Source organism: Xanthomonas sp. JAI131, assembly GCF_013410075.1.
Classification (GTDB): Bacteria; Pseudomonadota; Gammaproteobacteria; order Xanthomonadales; family Xanthomonadaceae; genus Xanthomonas_A; species Xanthomonas_A bonasiae.
In genome coordinates this window covers 15,179-29,480 of sequence record NZ_JACCCN010000005.1, presented here as the reverse complement: position 1 = coordinate 29,480, position 14,302 = coordinate 15,179, and the positions used below count along the sequence as shown (strand labels likewise).

Sequence of the window (14,302 nt, the reverse complement as noted above, 5' to 3'; positions counted from 1 at the left end):
TGCAGCGGCGACCATCGCCGCCGCGCGAGCGTGGCGCCCCCGACCTAGCTGGGGGCGCGCCAGCCGCTTGTCCGGCGCGGGCCGGCCCGAACGCTAGGAAGCGGCCTTGCTGGTCTCGGCCACGATCTCGCACTTGGCCTTCTTGCCCTGCTCGCCAGAGCAGTACTTTTTTGCCGCACGCCGCGCCTGCCAGGCGCTATTGCCCTCGGCTGCGTACAGCTTGCCGTCGTCGCCCAGCGCCATCGCCGCATGCGGCTGCTGATGCACGTAGGCGAAGCATGCCGCCTCGCCACCGCAGGCCTGCAGCACGGCCTGGCGGGCATCGCCGCGACGCACGCCGCCGCTGACCGCATAGGCTTTCTGCTGGGTACCGTTGTAGCCCAGTGCATTGAATTGCCAATACACGGCGCGGCCGCCGCTGCCGGCCGAGACGACCACGTCGCAGTGGACGCCCGGCTTGGCGAGCTCGCATTGCCGCAGCGCCGCTTCCGCCGTCGAGGCGTAACCGATGACATCTTCGTCCGAGGCAGCAAAATAGAAGTAGTCGTCGTAGAAGCTCACCACCAGGCATGACGGACCGCAGTCGCGCGCGGCGGCGGCCTTGGCTTGGTCGGCATCGCTGTAATTCCATACCGAGCCCATCGCGCGGGTCGCCGGATCCAGCGCGACCGCGCCGGCCAGCCAGGTGCACTGGCTCTGCATCACCGGCTGGTTGTTGTACATGCCGACAACCACGTCCTGGCAGGACTGCCAGGCCTTGGCCGAGCCGGACCACGCCACTCCAGCCGCCAACAACAGCAGCAAGCCCCATATCCGTTGATGCATCGTGCGCTCCATGCTCGTTCCAGGCCGCGCAGTCTAGCGCTGTAGTCGCGCGCGCGTACCCGCAAAAGAAAAACGCCGGGCGAGCCCGGCGTCTTCCGCACCTCGATCGCAGCGATCAGCCCAGCAGGTGCGCCACGCCGCTGCGCTCTTCTTCCAGCTCGGCCAGGGTCTTGTCGATGTACTTCTGGCTGAAGTCGTCGATCGGCAGGTCCTTGACCAGGGTGTACTCGCCGTTCTCGGTGGTCACCGCGAAGCCGAACATCACGCCTTCCGGGATGCCATAGGAACCGTCGGACGGCACGCCCATGGTCACCCACTTGCCGTTGCTGCCCAGCACCCAGTCGCGCACGTGGTCGATGGCGGCGTTGGCGGCCGAGGCGGCCGAGGACGAGCCGCGCGCCTCGATGATCGCCGCGCCGCGCTTGCCCACGGTGGGGATGAAGGTGCCGGCGTTCCACTCCTGGTCGTTGATCGCCTCGGCGATGGACGCGCCCTCGACGGTGGCGAAGCGGTAGTCCGGATACATGGTCGGGCTGTGGTTGCCCCACACCACCAGCTTCTCGATGCCGCCGACCGGCTTGCCGAGCTTGCCGGCCAGCTGGCTCAGCGCGCGGTTGTGGTCCAGGCGCAGCATGGCGGTGAAGTTCTTCGGGTTCAGGTCCGGCGCCGACTTCATCGCGATGTAGGCGTTGGTGTTGGCCGGGTTGCCGACCACCAGCACCTTGACGTTGCGGCTGGCGACCTTGTTCAGCGCCGCGCCCTGCGCGGTGAATATCTTGGCGTTCTCCAGCAGCAGGTCCTTGCGCTCCATGCCCGGGCCGCGCGGACGCGCGCCGACCAGCAGGGCCACGTCGGCGTCCTTGAACGCCACTTCGGCGTCGTCGGTGCCGACCATGCCGGCCAGCAGCGGGAACGCGCAGTCTTCCAGTTCCATCATCACGCCCTTCAGCGCGGCCTGGGCCTTCTCCATCGGCAGCTCGAGCAGCTGCAGGATCACCGGCTGGTCCTTGCCCAGCATTTCGCCGGAGGCGATACGGAACAGCAGGGCATAGCCGATCTGGCCGGCAGCGCCGGTCACAGCAACACGTACGGGTGTCTTCATGGGGGGTTCCTCTGCTAAAAAAGGGATAAGGGGGGTCAGTAGACGCGGTAGCCGAGCGGCTGCAGATGCGCGTCCAGGGCGGCGGTGTCGTAGCCGTCGATCACGTGCTGGCCGATCACCGTGATCGGCACGCCTTCGCGGCCCAGCGCGGCCGCGGCCAGGCGGCCTTCCTCCTGCTCCACGTCGAGCACGCGGTAGCGGACCTGGGCGCGTTCGAAATCGGCCTGTTGCCGGCGGCAGTAGCCGCACCAGTCGGCGGCCAGCATGACGATGCCGTCTTCGCCGGTGAGCCGCCGCGGATCGCCGGCCGCCAGCGTTGCCGGCGCCGATGCGGCCTCCGAACTGCGCCACCACGCGTGCACGCCGCCGCCGATTCCGAGCAGCACCATGCACAGCAAAAGGGGACGCATCGTCATCGAGGGTCGGGCGCGGCAATCAACCGGGAAATGTTAGCACGCAGGCCATCGGCGACCGGCCGCCAGGGCCGGTCGCGGCGGCACTCAGGCGTCGAGCAGGCGGTTCCACTCGGCGACGCGGTCGGCCTTGGCCGCCAGCACCGCATCGGTATCGCCTTCGATGGTGATCTTGTTGATCGCATCGCCCTGGGCGACGCTGTCGACCACGTCCAGGCCCTGGGTCACCTTGCCGAACACGGTGTGCTTGCCGTCCAGCCACGGGGTGGCGGTGTGGGTGATGAAGAACTGGCTGCCGTTGGTGCTGGGACCGGCGTTGGCCATCGACAGCACGCCGCGCTCGTGGCGCACGCCGTTGTTGGTCTCGTCCTCGAAACGGTAGCCTGGGCCGCCGCGGCCGGAGCCTTCCGGGCAGCCGCCCTGGATCATGAAGTCGGCGATCACGCGGTGGAAGCTCAGCCCGTCGTAGAAGCCGCGCTTGGCCAGGTTCACGAAGTTGGCCACGGTCAGCGGCGCCTTGTCGGGATACAGCTCGATGGTGATCGGGCCGCGGGCGGTGTCGAAATGGGCGATCAGGGACATGGGATTCCTTGGAAACGGGGGCGTCATTTGGGGCGCATAGGATACACGCCGGCCTGTTTGGCCCGCCTCCGGTGCCGCCGGCAGCGCCACCGCCGCCGCCTGAATCCTGAACCGGCAGGCGCGCCGGGATGCAGGTATAATAGGGGGCTTACTCTCCTTCCTTTCTGGCGCCGGTTGGCCCCCTTTCGCATGTCCATCGAAAATCTTCGCAATATCGCCATCGTCGCCCACGTCGATCATGGCAAGACCACCCTCGTCGACTGCCTGCTGAAGCAGTCCGGCACCCTCTCCGAGCGCACGGTGCTGGCCGAGCGCGTGATGGACAGCAACGATCAGGAAAAGGAACGTGGCATCACGATCCTGGCCAAGAACACGGCCATCACCTGGCAGGGCAACCGCATCAACATCGTCGACACCCCCGGACACGCCGACTTCGGCGGCGAAGTGGAGCGCGTGCTGTCGATGGTGGACTCGGTGCTGATCCTGGTCGACGCGATGGACGGGCCGATGCCGCAGACCCGCTTCGTGACCCAGAAGGCCTTCGCGATGGGCTTCAAGCCGATCGTGGTGGTCAACAAGATCGACCGCCCGGGCGCGCGTCCGGACTGGGTGATCGACCAGGTGTTCGACCTGTTCGACAAGCTCGGCGCGACCAACGAACAGCTCGACTTCCCGATCGTCTACGCCTCGGCGCTGCACGGCTACGCGAGCCTGGACGACAGCGCCCGCGAAGGCGACATGACCCCGCTGTACGAAGCGATCATGAAGCACGTGGCGCCGCCGCAGGTGGATCCGGACGGCCCGTTCCAGATGCGCATCAGCCAGCTGGACTACAACAACTTCGTCGGCCTGATCGGCATCGGCCGCATCCAGCGCGGCAAGGTCAAGAAGAACATGCCGGTCAGCATCGTCGACCGCGAAGGCAAGAAGCGCCAGGGCAAGATCCTGCAGGTGCTGGGCTTCATGGGCCTGGAGCGGGTGGAAGTGGAAGAGGCCGAGGCCGGCGACATCGTCGCCATCTCCGGCGTCGCCGACATGAGCATCTCCGACACCATCTGCGCGCTCGACACCCCGGAAGCGCTGCCGGCGCTGACCGTGGACGAGCCGACCATCTCGATGACCTTCCAGGTCAACAACTCGCCGTTCGCCGGCAGCAAGGAACACAGCGGCGGCAAGTTCATCACCAGCCGCCAGATCCGCGAGCGCCTGGAGCGCGAGACGCTGCACAACGTCGCGCTGAAGGTCGAGGAAGGGTCGGACCCGGACAAGTTCCTGGTCTCCGGCCGCGGCGAACTGCACCTGTCGGTGCTGATCGAGAACATGCGCCGCGAAGGCTTCGAGCTGGCGGTGTCGCGCCCGGAAGTCATCGTCAAGGAGATCGACGGCAAGCTGATGGAGCCGGTCGAGCAGCTGGTGGTGGACATCGAAGAGCAGCACCAGGGCGGCGTGATGGAGAAGCTGGGCATCCGCAAGGGCCAGCTGAAGAACATGGAGCCGGACGGCAAGGGCCGCGTGCGCCTTGACTACATGATCCCGGCGCGCGGCCTGATCGGCTTCCAGAACGAGTTCCGCACCCTGACCCAGGGCTCGGGCCTGCTGTTCCACGTGTTCGACCATTACGGCCCGAAGGAACAGGGCGCCATCGCCAAGCGCCAGAACGGCGTGATGATCGCCAACGCCGCCGGTGCCACCCCCGCCTACTCGCTGGGGCCGCTGGAAGAGCGTGGCCGCCTGTTCGCCGCCGAAGGCGACAACGTGTACGAAGGCCAGCTGATCGGTATCCATTCCAAGGACAACGACCTGACCGTCAACGCGATCAAGACCAAGCCGCTGACCAACATGCGCGCGTCGGGCAAGGACGATGCGATCAAGCTGACCCCGGCGATCAAGTACACGCTGGAACAGGCACTGGACTTCATCGAGGACGACGAGCTGGTCGAAGTCACCCCGAAGGAAATCCGCCTGCGCAAGAAGTTCCTGACCGAAAGCGATCGCAAGCGCGCCGGTCGCGGCGGCTGATCGCCGAGTTCCCGTGGCCAGCAAGAAGGCGTACAACCCGGATCCGCACGCGCATCCGGGCCTGCACCTGATCGCACTGCTGGAGGCCGGCAAAGGCCTGCTCGCGGTGCTCGCGGCCACGGGTCTGGAACTGATGGGCCCGCTGCCGCTGCGCGCGGCGGTGGGCCGGCTGATCGTGCGTTTCAGCCTGGACCCGGAGCACGGCGCGCTGCCGTCGCTGCTCACCATGATCAATCCCGGCGCGGTACATCTTGCCGCCGCCGGCATGCTCGCCTACGGCGTGCTGCACATCGTCGAAGCCTGGGGCCTGTGGCGCGCCAAGGCCTGGGCGTCGATGCTGGGCTGCGTCTCCGCGGCCATCTACCTGCCGTTCGACATCTACGCAATCGTGCGCCATCCCGGCTGGGCCGCGTGGGCGGTGCTGGCGATCAACCTGGCCGTGGTCGGCATCCTGGCCCGCGACCTGATCCGGCGCCGGCGGCGTCCCGCGCACTGAGCGCATGCGGGCAGGCGCCCGCACCGGTTTGCCAATCCTCATAGCGCTGCGTAGCCTCCTGGAGAACGACTCCCCGGGAACCTGCCGATGCGCCTGCTGCCCGCCCTGTTGCTGTGCGGCGCCCTCGCCGGCTGCCGGCATCCCGTCGTGCCCGACACCGCCGGTGCCGCGCCGCCACAAGCCCCAGACGCGTTCGCCCATGCCGAAACCGACATCGCCACGCTGCAGGCGCAGATGGCACGCGGCACGCTCGACAGCGCCGGCCTGACCGCGGCCTACCTGCAACGGATCGATGCGCTGGACCGGCAAGGGCCTGCGCTGCACGCGATCATCGAACGCAATCCGCGCGCCCTGGACGAAGCGCGGCAGCGGGACGCCGAACGCCGCGCCGGGCATCTGCGTGGCCCGCTGCACGGCATCCCGCTGGTGTTGAAGGACAACATCGATGCGCGGCCGATGGCCACCTCGGCCGGCTCGCTGGCGCTGGCCGACTTCCACCCGCCGCACGATGCCTTCCTGGTGCAGCGCCTGCGCCAGGCCGGCGCGGTGATCCTGGGCAAGAGCAACCTCAGCGAGTGGGCCAACTTCCGCTCCAGCAAGTCCAGTTCCGGCTGGAGCGCGCGCGGCGGACAGACCCGCAATCCGTACGTGCTCGATCGCAATCCCTGCGGCTCCAGCGCCGGCACCGGCGTAGCCGTGTCGGCCAATCTGGCGGTGGCCGGCATCGGCACCGAGACCGACGGCAGCATCGTCTGCCCGGCCGCGGTGAACGGCCTGGTCGGACTGAAACCGACCGTCGGCCTGGTCAGCCGCGACGGCATCCTCCCGATCTCCGCCAGCCAGGACACGGCCGGACCGATGACCCGCAGCGTCGCCGACGCGGCGACGCTGCTGAGCGTACTGGCCGCGCCCGATCCTGCCGACCCGGCCACCGCCGCGGCACCGCGTCCGCCCGGCTACGACTACGCCGCGCACCTGCGCCGCGACGCGCTGCGCGGCGCGCGCATCGGCCTGCTGCCCTCACCGCTGACCCAGGCCCCGGACATCGCCGCGGCGCAGGCGCGCGCGGTCGCCGCGTTGCGTGCGGCCGGCGCCACCGTGGTCGCTGCGCGGATCCCCACCGCCGGGCAATGGGACGACGCCGAACTGACCGTCTTGCTGACCGAGTTCAAGGCCGGGCTGGAACGCTACCTCGACACGCGCCAGGCGCCGCTGCGCACCTTGGCGCAACTGATCGCGTTCAACCGCGCGCATGCCGAGCGCGAGCTGGCGCACTTCGACCAGGCGCTGTTCGAACAGGCGCAGGCCACCCGCGGCCTGGACGACCCGGCCTACCTGGAAGCACGGGCGAAAGCCAGGCGCCTGGCCGGTCCGGACGGCATCGACGCGGCCCTGCGCGCGCAGCGGCTGGATGCGCTGATCGCGCCGACCACCGGCCGCGCCTGGAAGACCGACCCGCTCCACGGCGACGACTTTCCCGGCGCCAGCTACGGCGCGGCGGCGGTGGCCGGCTATCCCAGCCTGACCGTGCCGATGGGCGCCAGCGACGGCCTGCCGCTGGGCTTGGTGTTCATCGGCGGCGCCTGGAGCGAACCGCGCCTGATCGAACTGGGCTACGCCTACGAACAGCGCAGCCACGCACGCACGGCACCGACCTTCCTGCCGACGCTGCCGCAGTAAAGCGGTTAGCGCCACAATGACGCCAAGGCGGCAGCACATCGACAGGCGGCTGGCGAAGAAGAGCTCGGTAGGAGCGGCTTCAGCCGCGACCGGGCGTTACCAGGAAAGCCCCGGTCGCGGCTGAAGCCGCTCCTACAGGTTCTATTGCCTGTTTCATTGCCTGCGGGCAACTGAAAATCCATGCGTTACCAACAACGCGTGGAGGCTGCAGGCGCCTGTCGCAACGACGACCCCGCACACCGCAACGCTATGCCGTATCCGGCCTCGGCGCGCCCGGATCCTGCACCGCTGTCGCCGCCGGCGCGCCATCCTCGGCGCCGGGCGAGCGCATCGCCGCCGAGTCGCTGGCCGTCGATGGCGGCCGCGGTGCCGCGCGCGCGGCGTCCGAGGAGATCTCCGCGCGCAGCTTCGGCAAGGCATACGGATGTTCGCGGGTCAGGAAATCGATCATCCGTTCGCGCACGATGCAGCGCAGGTCGAACGCATCGCCGGAATTGCGCGCGCTGACCAGCAGGCGCACCTGGATCGTGCTCTCGCTGGTCTCGGTCACCTGGGTCACGCAGACGCGGCCATCCCACAGCGGCTCGCTCTTGCAGATCCGCTCCAGCTCGGCGCGCAGCTGCGGCATCGGCGTGCGGTAATCCAGCCACAAGAACGCGGTACCGAGCAGGTCGGCGCTGCTGCGCGTCCAGTTCTGGAACGGATTTTCGATGAACCAGGTCAACGGCACCACCATGCGCCGCTCGTCCCAGATCCGCACCACCACGTAGGAACTGCCGATCTCCTCGATGCGGCCCCACTCGCCTTCGACGATGACCACGTCGTCGAGCCGGATCGGCTGGGTCAGGGCGATCTGCAGGCCCGCGATCAGGTTGCCGAACACCGGCTTGGCGGCGATACCGGCGACCAGGCCGATGATGCCGGCCGAGGCCAATAGCGTAGTGCCGATCTGCCGCACAGCCGGGAAGGTCAGCAGCACCACCGAGGTGCCGAGCAGGATGATCGTGCCCATCGCCACGCGTGCCAGCACCCGGGTCTGGGTCTGGATGCGCCGCGCGGTCAGATTGTCGGCCACTTCGATCGGATAGCTGCGCAGGATGGCCTTTTCCAGCGCGGCGGCGCCGCGCACCAGCAGCCAGGTCACGCAACCGATCATGCCGATATGCAGCAGGTGCTGCAGGTCGGTCAACGCGCGCTCGTCCAGCGGCGTGGATTCCAGTGCGAAGCTGAGCATCAGCATCGGCAGCAGGAAGGCCATCGGCACGCTGACCACGCGGATGATGCGCGCGCGCCGGTAGTCGCGCCCGCGCATGCGCTGCGCGATGCGCAACAACAGCCACCAGGCGAGGAAGCCGAGCACTACCGCGGCGCCGATCGGCAGCGTGTAAGCGCGCCACGGGATCCAGTCGAGATCCAGATTCAAGATGCGCTCCTTGAAGGGGGGAGGAGTCGCGACAGTGTGGCAAAGCAGGCATGAGCGCAGTGTCGAGCGCTGTGCCGCGGCACGAATCGCGGCACCATCGCCAGGCGTGCGCACGGCGCACATCCGCGACACGCGCATCGCGGGCGAGCGGCGCCCCGTTCCTGGCGCAGTCCACGACCGATGTGCGCGATCGCAGCGTGCGTGCTTCCTGAGCGGCGACAAGCAACTCGCCAACGGCCCGCAGCCGCCGCTGCAGATGGTGCGTCCTCAGTTACGTCCGAAGCTGGATGCGGCAGCCGCGGCGCCTGCCAAGACCCCGAGGCGCCGACATCGCCAACCAGCCCCCCATCGCAGGCCGCGACACGCGCGCTGCAGCTGCATTCGCGGTGTCGGATATCGACGACTTCAAGCGCGCCGACGAGCGCCATCGCCACGACATCGGCACCTGGCGCACGCAGCGCACCAGCAAGCCCGCTGCGGTGACCCAGGGAGCGCGCGGTCAGTCCGTGCTCAGCGGCACGCTGCGCCCGTTCTGCTTGCGCACGATCGCCAGCGCGATCTCCAGCGACTGCTCGTAGTTCAGGCGCGGATCCACGCTGGAGCGGTACGCCCGCTCCAGGTCGCGCTCGGTCAGCTCGCGCGCGCCGCCGGTGCATTCGGTGACGTCTTCGCCGGTCAGCTCCAGGTGCACGCCGCCCAACCGCGTGCCGGCCGCAGCGTGGATGTCGAACGACTGCTCCACCTCGCCCAGCACGTTGTCGTAGCGCCGCGTCTTGTAGCCGTTGCTGGTGCTCTCGGTATTGCCGTGCATCGCATCGCACACCCACAGCACGCGGCGGCCGTCGCGCTTCACCGCATCCAGCAGCGGCGGCAGTTTCTGCGCGATCTGTGCCGCGCCCATGCGGTGGATGAAGGTCAACCGGCCCGGTTCGTCTTCGGGGTTGAGCACGTCGATCAGGCGCAGCAACTGGTCCGGCTGCGCCGACGGCCCGACCTTGATCGCGATCGGGTTGCGGATGCCGCGGAAATATTCCACGTGCGCGCCGTCCAGCGCGGCGGTGCGCATGCCGATCCACGGGTAATGCGTGCTCAGGTTGAACCAGCCCCACTGCCGCGGCACTTCGCGGGTCAGCGCCTCCTCGTACGGTAGCAGCAGCGCTTCGTGCGAGGTGTAGAAATCGACCCGGTTGAGGTTGTACAGCTGCGCGCCGGACAGCGTCTCCATGAAGCGCACCGCGTCGCCGATCGAGGCCACCATCTTCTGGTAGTCCTCGGCCAGCGGCGAGTAGCCGACCCAGCTCAGGTTCCAGTACTCGGGATGGTGCAAATCGGCGAAGCCGCCGTCGATCAGCGCGCGCACGAAGTTCATCGTCATCGCCGAACGCGAGTGCGCGGTGATCATCCGCCGCGGATCGGGCACGCGCGCCTGCGCGGTGAACTCCGGGCCGTTGACCACGTCGCCGCGGTAGCTGGGCAGGGTCACGCCGTCGCGGGTCTCGGTATCGGCCGAGCGCGGCTTGGCGTACTGGCCGGCATAGCGGCCGACCCGCACCACCGGCAGGCGCAAGCCGTGCACCAGCACCAGGCTCATCTGCAGCAGCACCTTGAGCCGGTTGGAGATCGTGCCGGACTCGCAATCGCTGAAGTTCTCCGCGCAATCGCCGCCCTGCAGCAGGAACCGCTTGCCTTCCTGCGCTTCGGCCAGCTGCTTCTTCAGCGCGAAGATCTCCCACGAGGTGACCAGCGGCGGCAGATGGCGCAATTCGCCCAGCGTCGCCTCCAGCGCCTGCGCGTCCGGATACACCGGCATCTGCAGCGCGGGTTTGCCGCGCCAGCTTGCGGGCGCCCAGGACGGCGAAGCGGATTCGGGCGGGGCGGCGGGGACGGACAGGTTCATGAAAGGACTCCTTGGCAACCTGCGATGTTCGCAGAGCCAGGCCGCGACGCAAAGCACTGCGTGACGCGGTTGCGCAGCCGTGGCCGCAGCAGCGTGAAGCACATGAACGGCAGGCAAAGCGCACATGCCAGGCATGACTTCCGGCCTACGCCAACGCCACTGCGAAAGCAGAATGTTATTACATAACAAATCTTTTCCTTCCCCTCCCCAGGTCTCGCCTACGCCATGACGCCCCGCCCCCTCTCCGCCGCCATCGCCCTCGTCCTGCTGGCCGCGCCCGGCCTCGCCTTCGCCGCCGATGCGGCTAGCGCCGACACTGGTCCCGAACGCACCACCGACCTGGATGCGGTCACCGTCACCGCCAAGCTGGAAGCGGCGCGCAACGCGCTGTCGCCGGACATCGGCAGCAGCCAGTACGCGATCACCGCCGAGGACATCGAGCGGCTGCCGCTGGGCGCCTCCACCCCGCTCAACCAGGTGCTGCTGCAGGCCCCGGGCGTGGTCCAGGACTCCTATGGCGGCATCCACGTGCGTGGCGACCACGCCAATCTGCAGTACCGCATCAATGGCGTGCTGATCCCCGAGTCCATCTCCGGCTTCGGCCAGAGCCTGGACCCGCGCACGATCAAGAGCATCAAGCTGCTCGATGGCGCGCTGCCGGCGCAGTTCGGCGACCGCACCGCGGCAGTGGTGGACATCACCACCAAGAGCGGCGTGGAACTGGGCAACGGCGGCAGCGTCGGCATCACCGGCGGCTCCTACGGCACGCTCAACCCGAACGCCTCCTGGTGGGGCAGCAGCGGCCGCTGGAGCTGGTTCGTCACCGGCGACTACGAGCAGAACAAGCTCGGCCTGGAGAATCCGGTCAACAGCCGCGACCCCGAGCACGACAAGACCCATCAGGGCAAAGGCTTCGCCGACCTCAGCTACCTGATCGACGAGAACACCCGGCTCAGCCTGCTGGTCGGCTACGCCAACAACCGCTTCCAGATCCCGAACAATCCAGGGCAGACCCCTGCCTACGACTACCTGGGCACCACCGACTTCGACTCGTCCAAGCTCGACGAGAACCAGCGCGAGAACACCCGCTTCGGCACCCTGGTGCTGCAGGGCTCGCTCGGCGCCACCAGCTACCAGCTGTCGGCCGGACAGCGCTACAGCAGCGTCGCGTTCTCGCCCGACGTCGCCGGCGACCTGATCTTCAACGGCGTCGCCTCGCAGGTGGACCGCAGCAACCGCGCCAACACGGTGCAGGCGGACTTCTCCACCCCGCTCGGCGACGCGCACACGCTGCGCTACGGCGTGTACGGCAACTTCGAGCATGCCGTCGCCAGCAACAATTCCTATGTGTTCCCGGCCGACGCCGACGGCAACCAGACCAGCAACACGCCGGTCTTCATCCCCGACGCCAGCCGCTTCCACGCCAGCACCTACGCGCTGTACCTGCAGGACGAATGGAAGATCGGCGACGACTGGACCGTGAACTACGGCGTGCGCGGCGACCGCTACAAGGCGTTCGGCACCACCGAAGGCCAGCTCAGCCCGCGCCTGGGCGTGGTCTGGCAGGCCAGCGCCGACACCACCGTGCACGCCGGCTATGCGCGCTACTTCACCCCGCCGGCCAGCGAACTGATCTCCACCAGCGACATCGCCCTGTACGACGGCACCACCAACCAGCAGTCCACCGCCGGCGGCGCGACCACGCCGCTGAGCGAGCGCAGCGACTATTACGACCTGGGCATCTCGCAGGTGGTCAACGAGCACCTGACCCTGGGCCTGGACACCTACTACCGCAAGGCCGACCGCCTGCAGGACGAAGGCCAGTTCGGCGCCGCCTACGTGTATTCCACGTTCAACTACCGCTACGGCCGCATCCGCGGCGCGGAGTTCAGCGCCGACTACAGCAACGGGCCGGTCACCGCCTACTTCAACGTCGCCTACAGCAAGGCGATGGGCAAGCGGGTCATGACCAGCCTGTACAACTTCGATCCGGACGCGCTGGCCTACGTCTACGACAACTGGATCCACCTGGACCACGACCAGAAGTTCACCTCGTCCGGCGGCATCAGCTACGCGCTCGACGACGCCAGCCGGATCGGCGCCAACTATCTGTTCGGCAGCGGCCTGCGCACCGATACCGACACCGTGCCCAACGGCGGCGAGCTGCCGTCGTACTTCCAGCTGAACCTCAGCGCCGGCCACGACTTCGCGCTCAGCGCGCATCCGCTGCACGCGCAAGTGGCGGTGCTCAACGTGCTCGATCGCGCCTACCAGCTGCGCGACGGCGGCGGCATCGGCGTGTTCGCCCCGCAATGGGCGCCGCGCCGCGGCGTCTACCTGAGCCTGCAGCAGGATTTCTGAGGCAAGTGCGCAGCCAGGCCGAGCCCGCAGGACGGGCCGGCCTGGATGCATGGATGGGTGCGGCGCCGCGATCGTTCGCAGCGGCCGCGCCGCTGCTGCCCGCGGATTCACGTCATCCGTTTACCGTCTGCAGCACCGTGTAGGAGCGGCTTCAGCCGCGACAGAGGCTTACCGATAGTACCTGTCGCGACTGAAGCCGCTCCTACAGGTGCGCCGCCTCTCAGCCCACGACAAGACGCAGCACGCGGAAACCTCAGTGCAGCGAGCGCCGCCGGGCCTTGAACCCGGCATACAGCGCGAACAGCGCCAGCGCCACGAAACAGATCAGGCACCACATCGGCATCGACAGGCCGAGGAAGCGCCAATCGATGTTGCCGCAGTCGCCAGTCCCGGTCAGCACCCGGCGCAGCACCTCGAACGGCCCCATCGTCTCGCGCAGGAAGCTCAGCGGCGGCCCGCAGGAGGCCATCGGATCGGGAAACAGCTGCACCGACACGTGCTTGGTGGAAATGCCGGCGCCGATGGCCGCGGCCAGGAACGCCAGCACGCCATAGACCTTGCGTCCGCCGCTGCGGGCCGGCCCGTGCAAGGCGCCGAGCAGGAACAGCAGGCCCAGCGCGGCGAACGCGATGCGCTGGAAGATGCACAGCGGACAGGGCTCGATGCCGAGCTGCACCTGCACGTAGATCGCATAGCCCAGCAACCCGGCACAGATCAGAAAGCCGAACAGGAACTGCGCGCGGAAACTCCAGCGTAACGGGTTCATCGGGTCGGGCTCACATGAACAGTTAGCGCATTATCCGCCATCACCCGCCTCGCCACCATGTGCCGTGCGTCCCTGGGCGCGGCGAACGCGACAGCGCCTGCGCGGCGCAAACCGCCGCCGTCCAGACGCAAAAAAGCCCGGACATGCCGGGCTTCTTGCTGACGCGGTGCGGGCCGGATTTACTCGGCCACTTCCTCGGCGATCGCGGTCGGGCGATCGACCAGCTCGACGTACGCCATCGGCGCGTTGTCGCCGGCGCGGAAGCCGCACTTCAGGATGCGCAGGTAGCCGCCCGGACGCGACTGGTAACGCGGGCCCAGCTCGACGAACAGCTTGCCCACCGCTTCCTTGTCGCGCAGGCGCGAGAAGGCCAGACGGCGATTGGCGACGCCATCGACCTTGGCGATGGTGATCAGCGGCTCGGCGACGCGACGCAGCTCCTTGGCCTTCGGCAGGGTGGTCTTGATCAGCTCGTGCTTGAACAGCGAGGCCGCCATGTTGGAGAACATCGCCTGGCGATGGGCGCTGGTGCGGTTGAACTTGCGGCCGGATTTCTGGTGACGCATGGTCTTGGTTCCTATGGAAAGTTGAAACTGCTGGAGATCGCTGTCGCCGTCCTGGCGTTGAACAATGGACTGCGGATGGTCCGAGCCGGCCGTCCCTGACCGGACAACGCCGCGGGCTTGAAGACCCGTCGGCGTAGTTGTGCAACTGATGCGGCGCGAGGCGCCGCGAAGG

At 68.2% G+C, this 14,302-nt stretch carries 12 protein-coding genes; 4 read left to right on the top strand and 8 right to left on the bottom strand.

What is annotated here, in order from left to right; all coding sequences use genetic code 11:
* Positions 1-93: 93 nt before the first annotated feature.
* From HDC36_RS19690 to HDC36_RS19675, 4 genes are all read right to left on the bottom strand, one after another.
* A complete protein-coding gene (locus HDC36_RS19690; protein WP_179570584.1) occupies positions 94-825 on the bottom strand; it encodes a DUF4189 domain-containing protein in 732 nt (243 codons plus the stop codon).
* Positions 826-940: 115 nt separating this feature from the next.
* Positions 941-1,927 carry a malate dehydrogenase gene (locus HDC36_RS19685; protein WP_009607498.1) on the bottom strand — a complete coding sequence of 329 codons (987 nt, stop codon included), beginning with the start codon at positions 1,925-1,927 and terminating at the stop codon, positions 941-943.
* Positions 1,928-1,962: 35 nt separating this feature from the next.
* Complete coding sequence (locus tag HDC36_RS19680; protein WP_255432834.1) at positions 1,963-2,337, bottom strand: glutaredoxin family protein; 375 nt, start codon at positions 2,335-2,337, stop codon at positions 1,963-1,965.
* A 90-nt stretch (positions 2,338-2,427) separates the two neighbouring features.
* A complete protein-coding gene (locus HDC36_RS19675) occupies positions 2,428-2,922 on the bottom strand; it encodes a peptidylprolyl isomerase (RefSeq protein WP_179570582.1) in 495 nt (164 codons plus the stop codon).
* A gap of 189 nt (positions 2,923-3,111) precedes the next feature.
* On the opposite strand from HDC36_RS19675, the gene typA reads away from it, so the two are divergent.
* The 3 genes from typA (at position 3,112) to HDC36_RS19660 (ending at position 7,117) form a co-directional block, all read left to right on the top strand.
* Positions 3,112-4,941 (top strand): translational GTPase TypA, encoded by a 1,830-nt coding sequence (typA, locus tag HDC36_RS19670; RefSeq protein WP_064538334.1) that lies wholly within the window; start codon positions 3,112-3,114, stop codon positions 4,939-4,941.
* A 13-nt stretch (positions 4,942-4,954) separates the two neighbouring features.
* Positions 4,955-5,437 carry a DUF2127 domain-containing protein gene (locus HDC36_RS19665; protein WP_179570581.1) on the top strand — a complete coding sequence of 161 codons (483 nt, stop codon included), beginning with the start codon at positions 4,955-4,957 and terminating at the stop codon, positions 5,435-5,437.
* A gap of 87 nt (positions 5,438-5,524) precedes the next feature.
* Positions 5,525-7,117, top strand: coding sequence for an amidase (locus HDC36_RS19660; RefSeq protein WP_179570580.1), 1,593 nt, complete (start codon positions 5,525-5,527; stop codon positions 7,115-7,117).
* 247 nt (positions 7,118-7,364) lie between these two features.
* Here the strand turns inward: HDC36_RS19660 and HDC36_RS19655 are convergent, their stop codons facing one another.
* Together HDC36_RS19655 and HDC36_RS19650 are read right to left on the bottom strand one after the other, a co-directional pair.
* A complete protein-coding gene (locus HDC36_RS19655) occupies positions 7,365-8,534 on the bottom strand; it encodes a mechanosensitive ion channel domain-containing protein (protein WP_179570870.1) in 1,170 nt (389 codons plus the stop codon).
* Positions 8,535-9,039: 505 nt separating this feature from the next.
* On the bottom strand, positions 9,040-10,437 hold the full coding sequence (locus HDC36_RS19650) for a 3-deoxy-7-phosphoheptulonate synthase class II (protein ID WP_179570579.1): 1,398 nt from the start codon (positions 10,435-10,437) through the stop codon (positions 9,040-9,042).
* A 225-nt stretch (positions 10,438-10,662) separates the two neighbouring features.
* On the opposite strand from HDC36_RS19650, the gene HDC36_RS19645 reads away from it, so the two are divergent.
* The gene (locus tag HDC36_RS19645; protein ID WP_179570578.1) at positions 10,663-12,798 is read left to right on the top strand and encodes a TonB-dependent receptor; all 2,136 of its coding nucleotides are present in this window, start codon (positions 10,663-10,665) and stop codon (positions 12,796-12,798) included.
* A gap of 253 nt (positions 12,799-13,051) precedes the next feature.
* On the opposite strand, the gene HDC36_RS19640 is transcribed toward HDC36_RS19645, so the two are convergent.
* Together HDC36_RS19640 and rplQ are read right to left on the bottom strand one after the other, a co-directional pair.
* Positions 13,052-13,564 (bottom strand): disulfide bond formation protein B, encoded by a 513-nt coding sequence (locus HDC36_RS19640; RefSeq protein ID WP_179570577.1) that lies wholly within the window; start codon positions 13,562-13,564, stop codon positions 13,052-13,054.
* A gap of 179 nt (positions 13,565-13,743) precedes the next feature.
* Positions 13,744-14,130: a 50S ribosomal protein L17 gene (gene rplQ, locus HDC36_RS19635; protein WP_003470628.1), complete on the bottom strand. Its 387-nt coding sequence runs from the start codon at positions 14,128-14,130 to the stop codon at positions 13,744-13,746.
* Positions 14,131-14,302: the final 172 nt, after the last annotated feature.